The organism is Flintibacter muris (genome assembly GCF_943192995.1).
Lineage (GTDB): Bacteria > Bacillota > Clostridia > Oscillospirales > Oscillospiraceae > Lawsonibacter > Lawsonibacter muris.
This window is the reverse complement of the sequence record NZ_CALPCP010000001.1, coordinates 219,844-239,160: the sequence shown is the minus strand read 5'-3', so window position 1 is coordinate 239,160 and position 19,317 is coordinate 219,844. Positions and strand designations below refer to the sequence as shown.

The window sequence follows — 19,317 nt, the reverse complement described above, 5'->3', positions numbered from 1 at the left end:
AGGTCTACTATGAATCACAACATGCCCCGCACCCCCTTCTCCACACCTCTGTCCGGGTCGGCCAGGGAGGCGGAGATCCGCATTCGCAATATCATGTCCGGACCCAAGAAGCGGCCGCCCCTGCCCTTTTTGATTTTGATGTTTTCCCTGTGCATCTTCTGCGGCAATATCGTCTCCTGCCAGGTGGCGGAGACGGACACACCCGCCGCCCAGGATTCCTCCGCGTCGGTCTCCGCGCCCCCGGACACCTCCGAGGAACAGCCGTGGGTCCCGGTGGAGCTAAAAACCGGGATGCTCCAATATATCGGGCAGACCAGTGACTGGTTCTATGAGAATTACAGCCCTTCTGAGAAGGAGATGGCGGTTTTGGACAACCTCCCCGGGGCGGAGCTGCCCTGGGAGGCGGTAGAGGTATATTACGCCATGCGGCGGGACTACTGGCGGGACACTCTCCTGCCGGTGGCCTACGACGAGGGGGAGGATGTCACCGTCTACTTTGTAGTGAACCCGGACAGTATGCCCAACGTGGAGCCCCTGGTCAGTCCTATATTGTGGGGAGGAGACCTGGAACAGCAGCGGGGCATCGTCCTGCGTCACGGGGAGCGGACGGCCTATTTCCACCTCTACTGGGGCGGCAATGGGCACTTTGCCAGCAATCCCACGCTGCTGGCGGACGACCTGGACGGCGATGGCCAGCCCGAAGCGGCCCTGGTCCTGACTGACGGCTGGGGCACCGGGGTCCACACGGAAAGCCTGTACATCTTCGACCTGGATACCATGACCTACACCGTCCCGGACTTCTCCGACATCCCCCTGGAGATCACCGCCAGCCCCGGCGAGACCACTGCCCGTATGTCCAGCGGGGAGCGGGAGTGGGAGGTGGACCTGGGTAAACTGTATGAGCCTTTCAAGGGGGTTGCGCAGGTGGGCGATCAGGTGCGCTTTAAACAGGAAGACGACCGGCTTGTCTGCGACCTGACCCTGGACTTATCCTGCATGAGCCTGGAATGTCTGGCCAGTGTCCATTTTCCCGTGGTCTATGAGGGCGGCGGGTATAAATTGGGCCCGGCCACGTGGATGGGCAACATCCTCTGACGATGAAAGGAGCACCCCATGAACAACAAAATGCCCCGCACGCCCTTTTCCCTGCCCTTGTCCGGGTCGGCCAGGGAGGCGGAGATCCGCATTCGCAATATCATGTCCGGACCCAAGAAGCGGCCGCCCCTGCCCTTTTTGATTTTGATGTTTTCCCTGTGCATCTTCTGCGGCAACATCGTCTCCTGCCAGATGGCGGAGCCTGACGCACCCGCGCTCCCCGACATCTCTGCCAGCCTCCCTGAGATACCGGACATCTCCCTCCCCGACCCGCCGGAGCAGAAGCCGGAGATTCAAGAGCACCAGGTGGTGCTGCAAGATGAAGATGCCGACCTGGACGGGGACGGCCTGGCGGACACCGTCACGGCCACCACCCGGTTTGACCCACAGGATGAGAGCTGCAGCACGATCATCACCCTCACCGCCGCCCTGGGCCGGGGCGAAACGGTGGAGCGCCAATGGACGGAGGAGGGCTGGCTGGGTATCGGGGACTTGATGGCCGGATACCTCACCAGCCCGGACCGGGACGCTCTGGTCCTGGAGCTGTATTTCCCCACCAGCAACTACGGCGCCGCCGAGACGCACATTCTGGAGCTCATCGACGGCGAACTGACCGAGCGTTACCGTACCGAGAATGCATCCACCATATCCGGCGCTTACCTCACAGGCCGGGAGGATTCCCCCCTCTGCGACGTCCGCATTCCCCTCCTGGTGGACAAGTGGCACGACCCGGAGTATTACACCCTGAGCTGGAACGGAACCGGCTGGGACTTTGTGGGGGACGGCTACTTTACCGACGCCGAGACGGTCACTGTCACCGGCGGGCGGGTGCTGACCCTGGCGCTGCGGGGGCGTGTCACCGGCGAGCAGTTCAGCCCCCACCTGATCTACGACCAGATTCAGGTGTTCGACGGGGATATGATGTTCAACCCGAATAAGCTGCTCCAGACCATCCTTCCGGAGGACATCCCGGGGGACGACCGCTTCCCAGATCAGATTTTCGTGGCCGACAACCCCTCCCACGTCTGGATTCAGGATATCAACTTCGACGGCGCGGAGGACTTTGCCGTCCTCTGCGACAGCACCAGAAATCAGGGCTGCCGCTGGTTCCGCTGGAATGAGGGGCAGGGACGGTTTGAATATGCCTTCTCCCTGGCCGGGGAGGTGGAGGTTGTCCCCCAGGGTCAGCACCTGATCGAGGCGTGCTGGACCGAGGACTGGGAGAACAAGCTCTATAACATCTACAGCTTCAATAACCGGGGCTGGCTCATTTTGGAGAGCACCTGGGACACTATGGTTGAAGCGCAGAACGCATGTCAGGAGGATTTTTAGCAATGTTTGAAGAAATGCCCCGCACCCCTTTCTCCACCCACCTGTCCGGGTCGGCCAGGGAGGCGGAAATCCGACTGCGCAACATCTTCTCCGGACCCAAGAAGCGGCCGCCCATTCCCTTTTTGATTCTGATATTCTTCATCTGCCTTTTCTGCGGCAATCTGGTATCCTGCCATGTGCGGCCTGCCCAGCCCACTGTTGTAATGGAAACCCAATACTACGACCGTTACGCCAACTATGTGGAGATCCCCGCCCTGGCCCTTCCCGCCGGGGAGGAAAACCAGGCGGTGGAGGCTATCAACGCCGCCCTCAACGGCCTGCGGGAGGAATACGCCTTTGCCCAGGACAGCGTCCGGGGCGGGAATATGTGCCTGTTTTATCCCTCCACCACCGACCGCTATCTCAACCTGGTCTTTTTTCTGAACGAAAACTCCTACGGCCACGACGGCTGGGTCCGCTCCTGGGTCTACGACAAGGAGGAGGGGGGCCAGGTGACGGCGGAAGACGCCCTGTCCCTGGCCGGCACCACCAGAGAAGCCCTGTGCGGCGGGCTGGAGGAGCTCATCGCCAATGACCCGGAGTACCCCCGGGGTATGTATGAGCCCGCAGACATCGTCGGATTCCGCATCAAGGCGGACGGCCAGCCGGTGTTTTATCTGTCTGCCTTTGTGGACTATGTGGAGCTGGAATCCGGCGGGGCCCTTGACGAGTGGTACCGCCTTTACGTCTGGGAGGGCGGGGAGTACATCCGCTACGACTGCATGGTTTTTGGGGACAGCAGTCAGTACCCCCTGGTCCCGGCGGAGGAGACCGACAAGCTGGACCCGCCGCTGTGGAACCAGTGGTACTTCGCCGGGGAGGAGCCGTCGGGCGGCTTCTCTCCCGCGCCGGTCAGTTCCCGGAGCGCCGCTGATCTGCGCTCTGTCCTGCTGGGCAGCATGATGTTTACCGACGCAGAGGAGGGCCTGGTGCTGGACATCAGCCGGGTCACTGAGGCGGTCACCTCCAGCCCGGACTTCACCGCCTACCCCGCCCGCTTCGCCTACATGGACATGGACGGGGACGGGATCAATGAGGCCGTCCTCTGGCTGGAGACAGAGGATGGGGACCCGGTACTGGCCTTTATCGTCCTCCGATGGCAGGGGGATGGCCGGGTGTTCGGCTATACCCGCTTCCCCCGCTCCTTCCAGGGGCTGAAGCAGGATGGCACGTTCTCCTTCTCCTCCAGCGCCGCTGACTATGGCGTGGGCAAACTCATATTCACCGCCGCCGGGGAGGGTGCTCCGGACGAATGCACCACCTGGGACCTGGCTCTCCAGGAGCGGATTGACAGCGACTGGGACAATCTGGCCTGGTATGTGGACGGCGGCCCAGCCGCTCAGGGGGAGTTTGACGATGCCTGGGAGGAGTATTTCGCCAAACAAGACGCCGTCTGGCACGACTTTACCTTGGACACCATTGAACGCATTGTTTTCTGAAAGGAGTATCAGTATGAACAACAACATGCCCCGCACCCCCTTTTCCACCGCCCTGTCCCGCTCCGCCCGGGAGACTGAGCTGCGCATCAAAAACATTATGTCCGGGCCCAAGAAGCGGCCTCCGCTGCCCTTTTTGGTTTTGATATTTTCCATCTGCATTTTCTGCGGCGATTTGGTATCCTGCCAGACGGCAAGGCCGGAGGAGGCGCAGCCGTCCGCCTCCCAGGCAGTGGATACTGTCCCCGCCATGAAAAACAGCGCCGTCCCCCGCATGGAGCGGCGGGACGGGGTGTACACCTTCCTCCTTACCGCCGGTACCGGCGGCGGTGCTCCCTCCGACGCCTTTATGGTGCTGTGCTACGACACCCAAGGCCAGGCTGCCGGTCTGGTCTCCATCCCCCGGGACACGCTGGTCGATCTGGACGGCCAAGCCGTCCGCCTGAGCGGTGTGGAATACGGTCTGGAGCAGTGTCTCTCCCACACCCTGGGCATCCCCATTGATTACTACATTGACATAGAGCTTGACGGCTTCGCCGCCCTGGTGGACGAGCTGGGCGGAATTGACTTCTACATTCCCTGCGACATGGATTATGATGACCCGGCCCAGAACCTGTCCATCCACTTTAACGAGGGCCCGGCCCACCTGAACGGCTGGCAGGCCGTGGAGGCGGCCCGTTTCCGCAAGAACAACAGCGGCACCTCCTACAGCGACCTGGGCAGGGTCCAGACCCAGCAGCAGCTGATGGAGGCGCTGGCTCAAAAGCTGCTGTCCTGGAACAGCCTCACCAAAATCAACTCCTTTGTGGACATCTTCAGCCAGAATGTGGACACCGACCTGTCTATGGCCGACATGCTCTACTTCGCCAGCCGGGCCGTGGGGCTGGACCCCTCCGCCGGCCTGGAGACAGCCACCCTGCCCCTTCAGGACCCCGTCACAGCCGGGTACTACATCCTGGGCGAGGAAGTGGACCCGGAGCCGGCCCTGGAGCTGGTCAACCGGCTGCTCAATCCCTATACCCAGAGCCTGACTTTGGAAGACATGAACCTGCCCGAAATCGACGAGAGCGAAGACAGCTGATTGGTACAGGAGTATTTACATAAGTCAGGACTTGTGATAGAGTGAAGATATAACATGACTGCAAGAATTCAGGAGGCTATTATGAAACAAAATATGCCCTACACTCCCTTCTCCACCCATCTGTCCAGGTCAGCCAGAGAGATGGAGATCCGCCTGCGCAATATTATGTCCGGCCCTAAAAAGCGGCCCCCGCTGCCCTTCCTCATCCTGATATTCTCCGTGTGCATCTTCTGCGGCAATATCGTCTCCTGCCAGTTCAGGGATGAAACGCCCCCGGATACCTCTGAACCAGCCAGCTCCCAGCAGGAGGGACCGGGCTTTGACGCCCAGCTTAACGAGATGGTTCTGGACTACTTCCAGTCGGAGTACAACACCACTGCATACCTTGCAGAGAATACCCCGGAAACGCCTCAGGAGGGGGACACCCGCCTGGATTCCGCCGTTCTGCTTGGAACGGACACTTTGGATGAAAAGCTTTTCGGGCTCTATCAGATCGGCAGAAGCCAATATTCTCAGCGCATGGGCCAGCTGGAATGGCAGCAATATTCCCCAACTTACCTCGTCTTCCCTATGGATACGGCTGAGGTCCCTATTGCGCCGCCGATCTGTTTTAATTACTACCAGGAGGGGATGGCTCCAGGGGACGCTATCCGTCAGGCGGTGTGGGGACTGAAGGACCTGGAGGTCTGCCTCTTCCGGGACGGCTTCTCCACTCCCAACGGCCCGGGCAACTGGGTGGATTCCATGTTCCAGGACTTTGAGCCGGAGATTATCGTTCATGAGGACTGGGACCCCATTTACTGGCCTGGGGATTATTGGGAAGAGTGGTCTGTAGACAACGGCGGTGACACAGGAGAAGTTTCCGCGATCAGATACTATAACGCCGCAGAGAATTCCCGGTACCTTCAGCGCCTGGAGACAAGCCGCACTGACATGTACACCCCCAGAGGCATCCGGGTGGGATCCACCCGGGAGGAGGTGTTGGCCGCCTATCCCGGTATGCTCTTCGACGAGAAAAACTGGCAGTGGGCTTACCCGGACGACTATCTCTGGTACTGTGCCAACGAGGACGGCTTGGGCCCATGCCTGTACTTCTTCTTTGCGGACGACGTTGTTTACATGATTCAGATGGTTGATATGTTTAACTGACAAAAAACGGCCCGGAGGAACACCCTCCGGGCCGTTAGTGTGTCAAGAAATTCTTGGCTGCGCAGGGAGACTATCAACTTAAAGCGTGAGGTTGACACAGATTGAAGCGGATTGATAGCCGGCTTTTCTGGACTGATCTATAAAGCAAAGGTCTAGTGGGTTCTCACAAAATATTTGATATAAATTTCATTTTACTCTTGACACAACGGCGGGTTAGTGGTATGGTTAATTACGCAAGTAATGAACCGGCAAACATACAGAAAATCCACGGAGGTGATGGAATGCGCGGGACCTTGAACGACCAGTCCCTGATCTATTTGCAGATTGCCCGCATGCTGGAGGACGACATCCTGCGGGGGGTCTACCATGAGGAGGAGCAGGTGCCCTCCACCAACGAGCTGGCCCGGGGGTACAACATCAACCCGGCCACGGCGGCCAAGGGCATCAATCTGCTGGTAGCGGACGGAATACTGTACAAACGCCGGGGTATCGGCATGTTCGTTTCGAAAGGAGCGGGAGAGACCGTGAAGCAAAAAAGAAAAGCCGCCTTTTACGACGGCTTTGTAAAGCCCCTGGTAAAGGAGGGGGCCTCCCTGGCCCTCACCGGGGAAGATTTAACGGCCATGATTTTACAGGCTGTTGAGGATATGAGAAAGGAGAGCAAGCAATGAGCGCTGGAATTTTAAAGGCCCAGGGCCTGTGCAAGTCTTACAAGGACAAGGAGGTCCTCCACAATCTGGACCTGACCATTGAGCCTGGCAAAATCTACGGCCTGATTGGCCGCAACGGGGCAGGCAAGACCACCCTTCTGGGCATTCTCACCGCCCAGAATACCAAAAACAGCGGCGACGTCACCTACAACGGCCAGCCGGTTTGGGAGAACCAGAGGGCCCTTGACGACATCTGCTTCTCCCGGGAACTCCAGCCCACCCTGTTTTCCGGCCCCAACAACCTGAAGGTGAAGCACTATCTGAAATCCGCCGCCATCTACTATCCCAACTGGGATCAGGCCTACGCCGACCGGCTGATAGAGGAGTTTAAGCTGGAGAAGAAAAAGAAAATCTCCCAGCTGTCCAAGGGCCAGATGTCTATGGTGACCATTTTGATCGCACTGGCCAGCCGGGCCCCCATCACCATTCTGGATGAGCCCGCCGCCGGGCTGGATGTGGTTATGCGGGAGCGCTTTTACCAGCTGCTGCTGGAGGATTTTGCAGCGACAAACCGCACCTTTATTGTGTCCACCCACATCATTGAGGAGGCGGCGTCCGTATTTGAGCGGGTCATCATTCTGGACGAGGGCCGCATTATCGAGAACACAGACACCGAGGAGCTGGTGAACCAGTTCCGCTATGTCTCGGGCCGGGACGACGTGGTGGACCAGGTGTGCAACGGCCTGCAAGTGCTGTCCACCCACCAGATGGGCCGGCATAAGACGGTGGCCGTCCGGGGGGACACGGTCAAGCTGGAGGGCGCCCGGGAGGCGGACGTGGATATCTCCCCCATGAATCTGCAAAACGTTTTTGTGTCCCTGTGCGGCCACGGGGACGCCCAGTAAGGGGGCGGGTAAGATGGTAAGATCCTTTCGTTTTCTGCTCCAGTTCACCTGGATCAATCTGGGCGCCATTTTCGGTTTTGCCGCCGTTATCATTGCGGGCTGCTACGTCACCGGCGTGCCGGACAACCTCAGAGTGGGCAATCTGTTTGAGACCTACTATGCCATGTTTCCCACTATGATCCTGCTGTGCATGTTCCTGTACTCCTTCTCCCTGTGTACCAACACGCTGAACCTGGGCCTGTCCATGGGGGGCCGGCGGCGGGATTTCTTCTGGGCCGTCCAGAGCGATATGGTGGTTTACACGGCGATCTGCTGGGGACTGCAAATGTTCATGTCCGCCTTTCCCGCCCTGGCCAACTGGGAGTTCCGGGAGCGGTGGGAGCTGCTGAACCTGTTTGGCGGCCGTGTCTGGGCCTTCCCGCTGGCGTGTATCGTGCTGATGATCCTGGGGTGCCTGAGCGGAATGATTATGGTGAAAAATAAAGTCCTGGGCACCATTGTGCTCACCCTGTCCATCATTGTCATGCTAGGAGTTACCGTGTTTATGATTCTCTCCACAGAGACGGAAATTATGGTTTATCTGCTGGACTCGAAGTGGAGCTGGATGTGGAGCACTCTGCCCAAGGTGATGGCCGCTGTTCTGGCCGCCGGCGCGGTGGGGGGAGAAGCACTGATCTGGTGGGTAATCCAGCGCTATGTTGTGAGGTGAGCGAGATGTGGAAGACGTTTCAAAAATTAGTGAAATTAAATCTGGATGACCTGTTCCTCTACCTGGGGGTGGAGGGCGGACTGTTCCTTGTGGTTCAAGTTATTATCGGGTGCGTGATGTACTTTGGCAGGCCGGATACCAGCATTACCGTATCCTGCGCTATTTTCCCTATTGTGGGCGGCCTTACCGCCCTTGTGGCCGGGATTGCCCATGTGGGAGTCAGCTTTGACCAGGCCCTCCGTTTCGGCCAGACCCGGAAGCGGGCGCTGGGGCTGACCCTGGGATTGACAGCCTTCCAGTCCGCCTTTGCCCTGGTGCTGGCCGCCCTGTTGGCCGCCGTGGAACGCCTTTTCTGCCCGTCCTTGTGGGTCAAACTTGCGGGGATGAGCGTCTGGGTCCAGGCCAGATCAGGGGTTATGCAAGCGGCCCCGGCTCCGGACACTGGCAAGATTATTTCAGGCCGTTTCTTTGAGAACATGGCCGGAGAACTGGTCCCGCTTCCGGAAAAAACGCTGCTGATTGTGGGGGATTTCACCCTGGACTGGTACTGGTGGCTGCTCATCTTCGCTGTGTCCATTGCGGGCGGAATAATTGTGGGAGCGCTGATTCAGCGCTTTGGCGCAAAGGGCGGCTGGATTATCTGGGGAATCTGCATGGGCTCCATGTTTTTGGGGCAGATTCTCCCCTGGCGGACCCAGGAGATTACCAACTGGCTCTTCCCCATGCTGGCTGTTATGTGCGTTGCCGGGTTCCTCTGGTCCATTTGGTCCCTGCTCCACGCTGTGGTGCGGTCATAGGGGGGGAGAAGGTGTGAAGCTGCAAATTCTGGTAATCCTCCTGGCCCTGGCAGTAGGGGCCGTTAACTCCAGAAAATACCGCAAGTAAACATGCGGGCGGCTGGCCGCTCATTAAATTGCAGAAGGGAGAGAGCCTAACGGCGCTCTCCCTTCTTATGGAATCGTGGATAGCATTACCTTGCCATCCTGCAGGGCAAGGGTAAACTTTTGCTGGTTCATAGCCGTGGGAGCCAGAAGGGCTGTCTTCACGCCGGTTCGGAATCACTTATACGTGGTAAATTCCGCCGCCGATGAACTCCCGCATGAGGGAGGTCTTGGGAATATCGTCTGCGGGGATGGGCAGGAAGTAGTTTAAAAATTTCAACAGCCGCTTGGCCTCAATATACTCCTCGCTGTCTCTGGGGACGCCGAAGAGCAGGGGCTGCACGTAGGGTTTCAGCAAAGCGGTCTCATAGATCAGGGCTGAGTTGAAAATCACATCCGCGCTGTCCTGGAAGGGGAAGATATTCTGCTCCTCGCCCCGCCGGACGGAGGGCCACATCCGGATAGTGGCCTGGGCGCTGTAGCCTCTGGTCCTAGCATCCCGCTCGATGCGCCGCAGAAGGCGGGCGTCGGTGGTGGGAATGCGGTTGTGGTCATCGATATTCAGCGTGGTGAGACAGCTGATGTAGATCCGGTATTTGCTCTCTTTGGGCAGGGAGTAGGTAAACTGTTCGTTGAGGCAGTGGATGCCCTCAATAACCAGCACATCCCCCTCTCCTAAGGTGAGGAAGTTGCCGTTGTACTCCCGTGCGCCCTTCTTAAAGTTGAAGGAGGGGATTTCCACCGTCTCGCCCTTCAGCAGCCCCATCATGTCCAGGTTGAACTGCTCCACATCCATGGCCCCCAGGCCCTCAAAGTCGTAGTTGCCGTTTTCGTCACGGGGGGTATCCTCCCGATTTTTAAAGTAGTTGTCCGTGGCGATGGCGTGGGGCCGCAGGCCGCAGGCCCGCAGCTGGGTGGACAGCCTGTGGGAGAAGGTGGTCTTGCCTGAGGAGGAGGGTCCCGCGATCATGACAAAGCGGACCTCTTTTTGGGCGGCAATTTCGGCGGCAATGTCGCCAATCTTCTTTTCCATCATGGCCTCGTGGGCCAGAATCAGGGGCGTGGCGCCGCCCTGGGAGATGGTTGTGTTCAGCTCTGCCACATTGGAGGCGTTCAGCGCCTGGGAGCGGAGCGTGGACTGGTAGAGCTCCTGGAACACCTTTTTGGAGGGCCGGAAGTCCCCCAGCTGACCAGGGTTTTTCTGGGTGGGCAGGCGGAGCACAAATCCGTTTTCAAACAGCTCCAGACCAAAACACTTGATATAGCTGGTGTCCGGGACCATATAACCGTAAAAATAGTCCACAAAGCCATCCAGGGAGTAGACGTTGACCCGGGAGTTGATGCGGAAGGCGAACAGCTGGGCCTTGTGGACCAGCTGAGCCTGACGGAACAGGTCGATGGCGTCGTCAGTGCTGATGGATTGCTTTTCTATAGGCAGCGCCTGGGCGGACAGCTCCCGCATCCGCTTCTCCACCCGCTCCAGCAGGGCTTGATCCAGGGTGAAATTGCCTCGGGCCAGAATGAAGAGGGCACTGCTGAGGGAATATTCCACAGAAACACGCTCCACATTCTCCCGGCCCACCACATCGTAAAAAGCCTTCAGCATCAGGAAAACCGCGCTGCGCTCATAGGTCTGGATACCGGGCTTGTCCTGGGCGGTGACCATCTTCAGCGAACAGTCCCGGTCCAGAACCTTGTGGAGTTCACAGAGCTTTCCGTCCCGGTTGACCAGCAGGATGTCCCAGGGGAACCGGTCCTGAACGTCCGCCGCAACAGTGCAGTAGGGCGTTCCATAGGGGTAGGTGCGTTCCTCACCGGCCACGGTGACCTTGATTGTTCTTTTCTCTTCCATGGGATGGCCTCCTTTATGTCATTGTTCCGCCGGGCTTTCCCCGGGGACGCCTTTGCAGGCGGCGTATGCGTTGACTATATCATACGATATTTTACAAAAAAATACAAGCTCTTTTGGGATAAGTAAACAGCGAAGAGTTGATTCCATTGGCCCTGTGTGATATACTTTATAATCAAAGTACTTCAAAAGAATCAGCAGGATTATTTTGAAGCCTGGGGCGATTCTCGCCGCAGAAGGCCCTTCCCGCCCGGCGGGAGGTTCTGTTTTAAAAGATTCATCATTTTGTGAGGAGCAAAAACCATCATGTCGGAACGAAACATTTCAATTTTAGGCTCTACCGGTTCTATTGGACGGCAATCGCTGGAAGTCATATCCGCCTGCAGCATGGGAGTGGCGGCACTGACGGCGGATACCAATGTAAAGCTGATGGAGCGCCAGGCGCGGCAGTTTTTGCCTCAGCTGGCAGTGATGATGGACGAGAGGGCGGCGGCAGACCTGCGTGTGCGTCTGGCCGACACTCCGGTGCGGGTGGGGCAGGGGATGGAGGGCCTGATTGAGGCGGCCTCCCTGAAGCAGGCGGATACCGTTATCACCGCAGTGGTGGGTATCGTGGGCCTGAGACCCACCCTGGCGGCCATCCATGGAGGAAAGCGGATCGCCCTGGCCAACAAGGAGACGCTGGTGTGCGCAGGAGAGCTGGTGATGGCGGAGGCGGAGCGCCACAAGGTGCAGGTGCTCCCTGTGGACTCTGAGCATTCCGCCCTGTTCCAAAGCTTACAGGGGTGCCGGGATCGGAAAGAGGTCAAACGGCTGATCCTCACCGCCTCCGGCGGGCCGTTCTACGGCTGGCAGGCTGAACAACTGGAGCAGGTGACGGTAGAACAGGCCCTGAAGCACCCCAACTGGTCCATGGGGGCCAAAATCACCATCGACTCAGCCACCCTGATGAACAAGGGTATGGAGCTGATCGAGGCCATGCATCTGTACCGTATACCTCCGGAAAAGATTTCCATAGTGGTGCATCGGGAGAGTATCATCCACTCCCTGGTGGAGTACTGCGACAACGCGGTTATCGCCCAGCTGGGGGCGCCGGACATGCGCCTGCCCATCCAATACGCCCTGACCTGGCCGGTGCGGTCAGAGGGACCGGCCAAACCGCTGGACCTGCTGTCCTGCGGCCCGCTTACCTTTGGCCGGCCCGACCTGGAGACCTTCCCCTGTCTGGCCCTGGCGCTGGAAGCGGCCCGGAACGACGGCGCTGCCGGAGCGGTGCTCAATGGGGCCAATGAGGCGGCGGTGAGCCTGTTTTTAGAGCGGAAAATCGGATTTACGGATATCCCCCGCCGGGTGGCCCAGGCATTGGAGCGGGTCAAAGCGCCGGATGTACATAGTTTGGATGATATCCTTCGGGCCGACCGGCAGGCCAGAGAAGAGGTGCTGGGCTGACTGCCCTGCCCTCAAAAAGCATTCGGCTGTCTGTTACAGGCGGGCGGCCGCAGGCCGCCCCTGCATATGGGCCGATTCTTATAACTGCAAAACTGAGGCTTGCCGCCCACTGTCTGCGGGCGGAAAGCCTTTGCCGTTTATTCCTTAGACTGGCTGAGCTGGTAAAGCATCTGCGCCGTCTCCTCCCTGGTGGTGAAGGAGCGGTAACGGAAGCTTCCGTCCCCATCTCCGGAGATGATGCCCTGTTCCTCCGCCCACTTCCGGGCGGGAGCGGACCAGTCCCCGGGCTGGAGACCGGCCCGCTGGGCCAGATAGCCGTCCATCAACTGATTAAAGCGTTCCTGAGTCATGTCGTCCTCCTCATCCTTGCCTGTCTCATCCATTGCACTGGACACATCCTGGCGGAATTGGTCCATGGTCACGCCATGCTTGGGCCACCACTGGAGCACGTCGCCATGGTTGCTGGCCACGCCCATACTGTAGCCCTCGGCGTGGCAAATGACCACTCCGGGCTCCAGAGGGTCCAGCCCGAACTCCTGGCACAGCATGGCGGTAAGCTGAACAGCGTTTTGGTAGAGGTCGTCAAAATAGGGCTGGTTGGCCTCCACGTCGTAGCCCACCATCTCACCGCCCTGGTAGGTGTGGCCCGCAGGCTCACAGCACTCGAAAGAGATGTGGGTGTTGTTGGCGCTGCGGCTGGAGGTCCCTGTTCCGGCGTGCCAGCCCCGCATGGTCCAGGGCAGAGTCTGGACAATCTGCTCCCGGCCGACAAAAGCGTGGACACATTTTGCTACATCCGGCATGTTCCAGCGGTGGACAAACACCATTGGGTCGGGCTGAGCCACTCCGGTGGAGTGGACCATCACTCCCTGGGGCTTGATGGTCCGACCGGCCTGATAGCAGTCATTTTCGGTGAGGAATTGCTGAGTCAAATCAAGTTCCATGACAGCCTCCTTTGCCAGGGGCCCGCAGAGGCCCCACCATCCTATGCCTGGAAGAAGAAAAATGACCGCCTCCGACTTTGACAAGGCTGCGATTGGAAAGCGACTCCGCATGGTTTACCCGGAGATCGGGGAAACCGTGGACACGTTTATTACAGAGATTAAGGGGACTATGAGGACGTGGAGCGGTCCTCCCTGGTAGTGGCGAACAAAGAGGCCTCGATCGCCTCCTCCCTGGCTGATATGGCGGACCGCCAACGGATCGAGCAAACCTATTCCCGGGGAGCCACGCAAATTTACAGCCAAGCATTTGCTTATTGATATTCAAGCTAAGATGCAGCAGGCCAACTCTCCAGGGTTTGAGCGGTGGGCGAAGATTTTCAATCTCAAGCAGATGGCAAAGACGGTCATGTACTTGCAGGAAAATGGTCTGACCGACCTCGGAGAATTGGAAAGAACTTGTGACGCAGCAGTTCAGAAATTCAATCGTATATCTGCCCAGACAAAAACAGCCAATGCAAGGATGAAGGACATTTCTGAGCTGCAACGGCAAATTGGCGCATACAGCAAAACCCGTGAAATTTATGCTCAGTATAAACAACTGCCATCTAAATCCCCATGCTATAACTGGCGCCACAATTGGAAAACAGAAAAACCGGTTTTGCTGATTTTGACCGGAGAAACAGGCGGCAGCGGCTCAAAATATAGGAAATTTGCACCTTGCGCGGCGAGTGTAGTTATGATAGACTAACTCCTGTAACGCGCAGTGCGGTGAGCACGTAAGACCAGTTCTCATCGGGGCGCGTCTTTTTAAGTTTTTTAGTTAGTCTAGACTAACTTCAGGAGGGGGAATCATCATTAAAAAACACCGTTCAACCATCCTTCTTGCCGGTTTGCTGGTGATTTTGTCTGTATGGTCGCTGTTTATTGGGGTTTTGGACATCACACCGTTGGCCCTGCTGGGCGGGGACTTGGAAACGCTGGAACTCTTCCTCATCTCCCGTCTGCCCCGGTTGCTGGCGATTCTGTGTACTGGCGTGGGCATGAGTGTGGCCGGCCTGATTATGCAGCAGCTGTGCATGAACAAATTCGTCTCGCCCACCACGGGCGCGACCATTTCCTCGGCCCAGTTCGGCATTCTGCTGGCGCTGCTGTTCTGGCCTGGTTCCACCCTGTGGGGGCGGGCGCTGTTCGCCTTTGTGTTTGCCATTGCCGGAACCTGGATTTTTGTGTGGTTTATTCAGCGCATCCAGTTTAAGGATGCGGTGATGGTCCCCCTGGTGGGCATCATGTTCGGCAACGTCATCACCGGCATCACCAACTACTTCGCCTACAAGTACGAGATGAGCCAGACCCTGTCCACCTGGCTGGTGGGACACTTCTCCATGGTGCTCCGGGGCCGGTACGAGCTGGTCTATCTGGTGGTGCCCCTGGTCATTCTGGCCTTTGTGTTTGCGAATTACTTCAATATCGTGGGCATGGGCAAGGACTTTTCCAAAAATTTGGGTGTACATTACAACTTTGTGCTGTTTATGGGCCTGTCCATCGCGGCCATGATTACCGCCTCGGTGGTTGTGGTGGTGGGATCGATCTCCTACATTGGCCTGATTGTCCCCAATTTGGTGGCCATGTTCAAGGGGGACAAGATCCGGGGCACGCTGGTGGATACCGCCCTGTTCGGCTCCATTTTTGTTTTGGGCTGCGATATGATTGCCCGGGTGGTCATTGCCCCCTATGAACTTCCCATCGAGCTTATTATCGGCATTGTAGGCAGCATTGTGTTCATCGCCATGCTGCTCTACCGGCTGAACCATGGCCGGAAAGCGGTCCGCCTGGGCCTTTCCGGGCGCGGCGGCTGCACGGACGCGGCGTCCGCCGCCCTGAAAGGAGAGGACACATGAATCGTACAGCGGTCCGCGCCAATCAGCGCAAGCTGGTCATTTTGGCAGTCCTTGTGCTGCTGTGCGCTCTGGGGTACATGTTTTACGCGGTCAGGTTTGACAACGCCAGGCTGTTTCAGTATTCCATGAAGCTGCGCTCTCCCAAGCTGCTGGTCATGCTCATCACCGCCTTTGCCATCGCGGGAGCCTCCCTGGTGTTCCAGACCATCATCAACAATATCATTGTCACCCCCTGTCTGCTGGGCATGAACGCCCTGTACTCCCTCATCCACACGGCGGTGGTATTTGTGGCCGGTTCCACCAGTCTGCTTGCCACCAACAGCAATTTGGCCTTTCTGGTGGACCTGGTGCTGATGGCGATTGTGGCAACCGTGGTTTACGGCTACCTGTTTGAAAAGACCCGGCACAATGTACTGTACATTCTGCTGATTGGCACCGTGCTGACCTCGCTGTTTTCCAGCATTCAGACCACCATGACCCGCATCATGGACCCCAACGAGTACGACAGCCTGCTGGAGACTCTGGTTGCCAGCTTCGAGAACGTCAACTCCCAAGTTATTGCGGCCTCTCTGGTGATTCTGGCGGCGGTGATTTTCGTCCTGCGCAAGGAGCTGGCCATGCTAGACGTCATTGCCCTGGGCAAAGACCAGGCCATCAACCTGGGCGTGGACTACGACCAGTGCATCCGCAAGCTGCTGCTGGGCGTAACGCTGTGCATTGCCGTAGCCACCGCCATGGTCGGCCCCATCTCCTTCATCGGCCTCATCATGGCAAACCTGTCCCGGCAGCTGCTGAAAACCTTCCGCCACTCCCAGCTCATTTTGGGCTCCACGCTGTTCGGCATGGCAATCCTCGTCGGCGGTGAGCTGATTGTGGAGCGGGTCTATCACTACGCCGTTCCTATCAGCGTCTTTATCGGCGTGTTCGGCGGGCTTTATTTCCTGTATCTGCTTCTGAGCAACAAGAGGGTGTGAACCATGAAAGTCAAGGATTTAATCAAAAAATACGACGGCAAAACCGTGGTGGATTCCATCAGCTTTGAGATTCCCAAGGGCAAAGTGACCTCCCTCATCGGTCCCAACGGCGCGGGCAAATCCACCGTGATGGGCATCATTTCCCGGCTCATCGCCCGGGACCGGGGCGACGTGGCCTTTGAAGGGAAGGACATCTCCGCCTGGAAGAGCAAGGAGCTGGCCAAGCGGCTGGCCATCCTGACCCAGACCAACAACATCCAGATGAAGCTGACCGTCCGGGAGCTGGTGACGTTTGGCCGGTTCCCCTACTCGGCGGGACGCAACACGGCGGAGGACGAGAAGCTGATTGACCAGGCCCTGGCCTACATGGAGCTGGACGGCATTCAGGAGCAGTTCATCGACGAGCTGTCCGGCGGCCAGCGCCAGCGGGCTTACATCGCTATGGTCATCGCCCAGGACACGGAGTACGTCCTGCTGGATGAGCCGACCAACAATCTGGACATCTATCATGCCAGCAACATGATGAAAATCGTCCGCCGCCTGTGCGACGAGCTGGGCAAAACGGTGATTCTGGTGCTGCATGAGATCAACTACGCCGCCTTTTACTCCGACTACATCTGTGCCTTCAAGGACGGGAAAATCTTCAAATTCGGTCCCGTAGAGGAGGTCATGACCAAGGAAAACCTGGCCGACATTTACAACGTAGACTTCGAGATCATGGAGATAGAGGGCAGGCCCCTGTCCATCTACTACTGATCTCTGAGCCAAATATTTTCAGTACTTTTATAAAAAGGAGAATTGATTGTCATGAAAAAACTGTTTTCTCTGCTCCTGGCGTCCGCCATGGTCCTGAGCCTGGCCGCCTGTTCCGCCTCCGGCACCAAGGCCGGTCCCGGCTCCAGCTCCGGCTCCGGCTCCAACACCGGCGCCAATTCCAGCTCCGCTTCCGGCAGCACTGACGCCGGCACGGTCACCGTCACCGGGCGGGACGCGGCGGGAGAGAATATCGCGGTCGAGGTGCCCTATAAGCCCCAGCGGGTCGTGGTGCTGGACCTGGCCAACCTGGATATTCTGGACAACCTAGGCCTGGGCGGCTGTGTTGTGGGCGCTCCCTCCATCACCCTGCCCTACCTCCAGTCCTACAATGACGCTGTCCCCATTGTAGGCACCGTCAAAACCCCCGACCTGGAGGCCATCATGGCCTGTGACCCAGACCTGATTCTGATGGGCGGCCGCATGGCGGAGTACATAGACTCCCTGGGTGAGATTGCCCCCGTGCTGCGCCTGACCACCGTTTCCGACGACGGCCTGGTGGAGGCCATCCGGGCCAACGCCAAGACCATCGGCGAGATCTTCGGCGAGGGAGAGCAGGTGGATGCCCTCCTGGCCCAGTACGACACCCGCATTGAGGCGCTGTCCGCCTTTGCCAGCGGCAAAACCTGCGTCCTGGGCATGAGCACCAGCGGCAGCTTCAACCTGCTGGGCAACGATGGCCGCTGTTCCCTGATTGTCAACGAGATTGGCTTTGATAATATCGGCGCGGACGCCGCGACAACCGGCAGCAGAAGCGGACGCAGCGGCGGTCACGGCAGCGGCGACAGCTCCAACGGGGACAGCAGCAGTGAGCGCAGCGGCGGCCACGGCAGCAGCAGCGCGGACAGCTCCAGCTCTGGCAGCACCCCCACCCACGGCAACGAGGTTTCGTTTGAAGCGATTGTCGCGCTGAATCCCGACTACATCTTTGTCATGGACCGGGACTCCGCCATTGGCACCAACGGCGCTCAGATGGCGCAGGAGATCATGGAGAACGAGCTGATTATGAAGACCGACGCTTACAAGAACGGCAATATGGTTATTTTAGAAAACCCGGGCATCTGGTATCTGGCTGAGGGCGGTATCACCTCTCTGGGCATCATGCTGGAGGATTTGGAGAGCGCACTGAGCTGAAACGTACTGCCAATCGGATAAAATCGAAAAAAGGGATCAGCGTATAATTTGCGCTGATCCCTCTTTTGTTTTGGGCTTCCACAGCGACTATGTTCTGCCCTGGCGCTATGGCAGCCTGCTTCGCGGTGCTGGTCGTTGCCGCTACGGTGTTCTATACGCGCAGCCCCGTTGGGCCCACGCCGCCCGGACCAGTTGTTGAGCCCCCTGACATCAGCCAGCCGCCTGAGTTCGTCCCGGAGGAAGTGACTGTAGATATAGGGTAGGTCTACTTCAACGATGCAATAGGCCCGCAGGAGGATATATGGTATGACCCGGATGTTTACACCATTACCCCGTTGAACAGGCAGGCGTATGCAGACTATTACCAGCGGGGGCTTACACCGCCCTGGCTCCCGGATGGGCTGTCTCCAGCAAAATGGAACGATACCGCAGAGCAGATAACAGCGGCAGATGGCACGGTGGTCAGCGATATTGCCAACCTTGGTTTCTATTCTGGCTACTATGAGGACGGCACACTGGAACTGTATGAGAATACCAACGCCGTCAAAGGCCTGTGTCTGTCGGCCTCCCGGATCGGAGCACTCCCTCAATGGGACTACGTTCTTCCTGAGCAGGAGCGCCAGGCCACGGATATTGACGGCATAGCGGTCACTTTGGGCGTGAGTATCTGTCCATGCGAGCCGGTTGGAACGGTGGAAGTGATCAATGCTGAGTGGGAGTCGGGTGGGCTGCACTTCCAGCTGACAGCCCAGCAGATCGAGCGGGCGGACGTGGTCAAGACCATCGCATCTATCATCGCCGGTACAGCGGACATTACGATCATCAACTGAATAACTGACACAGGAGGTAATCTATCATAAAAAAAATCTTTGCTTTTTGTCTTGCGGCTTTGATGCTGCTTTACCATAGCAGCCATGACCTATATGGCTCAACTTTCTAATATTGATAAGCCAGAGGAGCGGTGCTGAATGAAAGCAAA

Annotated in this window: 19 protein-coding genes; 16 read left to right on the top strand and 3 right to left on the bottom strand. The window is 58.1% G+C overall.

Annotated features, from left to right (window positions below):
* The first annotated feature begins 9 nt into the window (after positions 1-9).
* The 9 genes from NFS22_RS01365 to NFS22_RS01325 all read left to right on the top strand — a co-directional run bounded on the left by NFS22_RS01365 (position 10) and on the right by NFS22_RS01325 (position 9,193).
* Positions 10-1,095, top strand: coding sequence for a hypothetical protein (locus NFS22_RS01365; protein ID WP_251315966.1), 1,086 nt, complete (start codon positions 10-12; stop codon positions 1,093-1,095).
* Positions 1,096-1,113: 18 nt separating this feature from the next.
* Positions 1,114-2,427 carry a hypothetical protein gene (locus NFS22_RS01360; protein ID WP_251315965.1) on the top strand — a complete coding sequence of 438 codons (1,314 nt, stop codon included), beginning with the start codon at positions 1,114-1,116 and terminating at the stop codon, positions 2,425-2,427.
* A 2-nt stretch (positions 2,428-2,429) separates the two neighbouring features.
* Complete coding sequence (locus NFS22_RS01355; RefSeq protein ID WP_251315964.1) at positions 2,430-3,905, top strand: hypothetical protein; 1,476 nt, start codon at positions 2,430-2,432, stop codon at positions 3,903-3,905.
* A 13-nt stretch (positions 3,906-3,918) separates the two neighbouring features.
* Positions 3,919-4,983 (top strand): LCP family protein, encoded by a 1,065-nt coding sequence (locus NFS22_RS01350; RefSeq protein ID WP_251315962.1) that lies wholly within the window; start codon positions 3,919-3,921, stop codon positions 4,981-4,983.
* An 81-nt stretch (positions 4,984-5,064) separates the two neighbouring features.
* The gene (locus NFS22_RS01345; RefSeq protein WP_251315961.1) at positions 5,065-6,132 is read left to right on the top strand and encodes a hypothetical protein; all 1,068 of its coding nucleotides are present in this window, start codon (positions 5,065-5,067) and stop codon (positions 6,130-6,132) included.
* 281 nt (positions 6,133-6,413) lie between these two features.
* Positions 6,414-6,803, top strand: coding sequence for a GntR family transcriptional regulator (locus NFS22_RS01340; protein WP_251315960.1), 390 nt, complete (start codon positions 6,414-6,416; stop codon positions 6,801-6,803).
* A complete protein-coding gene (locus NFS22_RS01335) occupies positions 6,800-7,687 on the top strand; it encodes an ABC transporter ATP-binding protein (protein ID WP_251315958.1) in 888 nt (295 codons plus the stop codon). The genes NFS22_RS01340 and NFS22_RS01335 overlap by 4 nt, the downstream gene beginning before the upstream one ends.
* A 13-nt stretch (positions 7,688-7,700) precedes the next feature.
* On the top strand, positions 7,701-8,396 hold the full coding sequence (locus NFS22_RS01330) for a hypothetical protein (RefSeq protein WP_251315956.1): 696 nt from the start codon (positions 7,701-7,703) through the stop codon (positions 8,394-8,396).
* Positions 8,397-8,401: 5 nt separating this feature from the next.
* Entirely contained in the window at positions 8,402-9,193 is a 792-nt protein-coding gene (locus tag NFS22_RS01325) for a hypothetical protein (protein ID WP_251315955.1), read from the top strand.
* Positions 9,194-9,346: 153 nt separating this feature from the next.
* Here the strand turns inward: NFS22_RS01325 and NFS22_RS23980 are convergent, their stop codons facing one another.
* Together NFS22_RS23980 and NFS22_RS01320 are read right to left on the bottom strand one after the other, a co-directional pair.
* Positions 9,347-9,442, bottom strand: a complete 96-nt coding sequence (locus tag NFS22_RS23980) for a hypothetical protein (protein ID WP_420908819.1) — start codon at positions 9,440-9,442, stop codon at positions 9,347-9,349.
* Between the two features lie 16 nt (positions 9,443-9,458).
* A complete protein-coding gene (locus NFS22_RS01320; protein WP_251315954.1) occupies positions 9,459-11,129 on the bottom strand; it encodes a nucleoside kinase in 1,671 nt (556 codons plus the stop codon).
* Between the two features lie 303 nt (positions 11,130-11,432).
* On the opposite strand from NFS22_RS01320, the gene NFS22_RS01315 reads away from it, so the two are divergent.
* Entirely contained in the window at positions 11,433-12,575 is a 1,143-nt protein-coding gene (locus NFS22_RS01315; RefSeq protein ID WP_251315953.1) for a 1-deoxy-D-xylulose-5-phosphate reductoisomerase, read from the top strand.
* A 137-nt stretch (positions 12,576-12,712) separates the two neighbouring features.
* Here NFS22_RS01315 and NFS22_RS01310 read toward each other — a convergent pair whose 3' ends face one another.
* Positions 12,713-13,519 carry an N-acetylmuramoyl-L-alanine amidase gene (locus NFS22_RS01310; protein ID WP_251315952.1) on the bottom strand — a complete coding sequence of 269 codons (807 nt, stop codon included), beginning with the start codon at positions 13,517-13,519 and terminating at the stop codon, positions 12,713-12,715.
* A gap of 307 nt (positions 13,520-13,826) precedes the next feature.
* Between NFS22_RS01310 and NFS22_RS01305 the strand changes: the two genes are divergently transcribed.
* The 6 genes from NFS22_RS01305 (at position 13,827) to NFS22_RS01280 (ending at position 19,168) form a co-directional block, all read left to right on the top strand.
* A complete protein-coding gene (locus NFS22_RS01305) occupies positions 13,827-14,267 on the top strand; it encodes a hypothetical protein (RefSeq protein ID WP_251315950.1) in 441 nt (146 codons plus the stop codon).
* Between the two features lie 148 nt (positions 14,268-14,415).
* Positions 14,416-15,417, top strand: a complete 1,002-nt coding sequence (locus NFS22_RS01300; RefSeq protein WP_251315948.1) for an ABC transporter permease — start codon at positions 14,416-14,418, stop codon at positions 15,415-15,417.
* Positions 15,414-16,391 carry an iron chelate uptake ABC transporter family permease subunit gene (locus NFS22_RS01295; protein ID WP_251315946.1) on the top strand — a complete coding sequence of 326 codons (978 nt, stop codon included), beginning with the start codon at positions 15,414-15,416 and terminating at the stop codon, positions 16,389-16,391. Before NFS22_RS01300 ends, NFS22_RS01295 begins: the two co-directional genes overlap by 4 nt.
* 3 nt (positions 16,392-16,394) lie before the next feature.
* Positions 16,395-17,147 carry an iron ABC transporter ATP-binding protein gene (locus tag NFS22_RS01290; RefSeq protein ID WP_251315945.1) on the top strand — a complete coding sequence of 251 codons (753 nt, stop codon included), beginning with the start codon at positions 16,395-16,397 and terminating at the stop codon, positions 17,145-17,147.
* A 261-nt stretch (positions 17,148-17,408) separates the two neighbouring features.
* Positions 17,409-18,338: a siderophore ABC transporter substrate-binding protein gene (locus NFS22_RS01285; protein WP_420908818.1), complete on the top strand. Its 930-nt coding sequence runs from the start codon at positions 17,409-17,411 to the stop codon at positions 18,336-18,338.
* Between the two features lie 335 nt (positions 18,339-18,673).
* Positions 18,674-19,168, top strand: coding sequence for a hypothetical protein (locus NFS22_RS01280; RefSeq protein WP_251315943.1), 495 nt, complete (start codon positions 18,674-18,676; stop codon positions 19,166-19,168).
* The last annotated feature ends 149 nt before the right edge of the window (positions 19,169-19,317 follow it).

What these genes read in the sequence shown, in the direction of transcription:
- NFS22_RS01315 (WP_251315953.1), top strand. Translation starts at nt 11,433, where the DNA reads ATGTCGGAACGAAACATTTCAATTTTAGGCTCTACCGGTTCTATTGGA.
- NFS22_RS01325 (WP_251315955.1), top strand. Translation starts at nt 8,402, where the DNA reads ATGTGGAAGACGTTTCAAAAATTAGTGAAATTAAATCTGGATGACCTG.
- NFS22_RS01290 (WP_251315945.1), top strand. Translation starts at nt 16,395, where the DNA reads ATGAAAGTCAAGGATTTAATCAAAAAATACGACGGCAAAACCGTGGTG.
- NFS22_RS01295 (WP_251315946.1), top strand. Translation starts at nt 15,414, where the DNA reads ATGAATCGTACAGCGGTCCGCGCCAATCAGCGCAAGCTGGTCATTTTG.
- NFS22_RS01320 (WP_251315954.1), bottom strand. Translation starts at nt 11,129, where the DNA reads ATGGAAGAGAAAAGAACAATCAAGGTCACCGTGGCCGGTGAGGAACGC.
- NFS22_RS01345 (WP_251315961.1), top strand. Translation starts at nt 5,065, where the DNA reads ATGAAACAAAATATGCCCTACACTCCCTTCTCCACCCATCTGTCCAGG.
- NFS22_RS01365 (WP_251315966.1), top strand. Translation starts at nt 10, where the DNA reads ATGAATCACAACATGCCCCGCACCCCCTTCTCCACACCTCTGTCCGGG.
- NFS22_RS01350 (WP_251315962.1), top strand. Translation starts at nt 3,919, where the DNA reads ATGAACAACAACATGCCCCGCACCCCCTTTTCCACCGCCCTGTCCCGC.
- NFS22_RS01310 (WP_251315952.1), bottom strand. Translation starts at nt 13,519, where the DNA reads ATGGAACTTGATTTGACTCAGCAATTCCTCACCGAAAATGACTGCTAT.
- NFS22_RS01355 (WP_251315964.1), top strand. Translation starts at nt 2,430, where the DNA reads ATGTTTGAAGAAATGCCCCGCACCCCTTTCTCCACCCACCTGTCCGGG.
- NFS22_RS01330 (WP_251315956.1), top strand. Translation starts at nt 7,701, where the DNA reads ATGGTAAGATCCTTTCGTTTTCTGCTCCAGTTCACCTGGATCAATCTG.
- NFS22_RS01335 (WP_251315958.1), top strand. Translation starts at nt 6,800, where the DNA reads ATGAGCGCTGGAATTTTAAAGGCCCAGGGCCTGTGCAAGTCTTACAAG.
- NFS22_RS01360 (WP_251315965.1), top strand. Translation starts at nt 1,114, where the DNA reads ATGAACAACAAAATGCCCCGCACGCCCTTTTCCCTGCCCTTGTCCGGG.
- NFS22_RS01340 (WP_251315960.1), top strand. Translation starts at nt 6,414, where the DNA reads ATGCGCGGGACCTTGAACGACCAGTCCCTGATCTATTTGCAGATTGCC.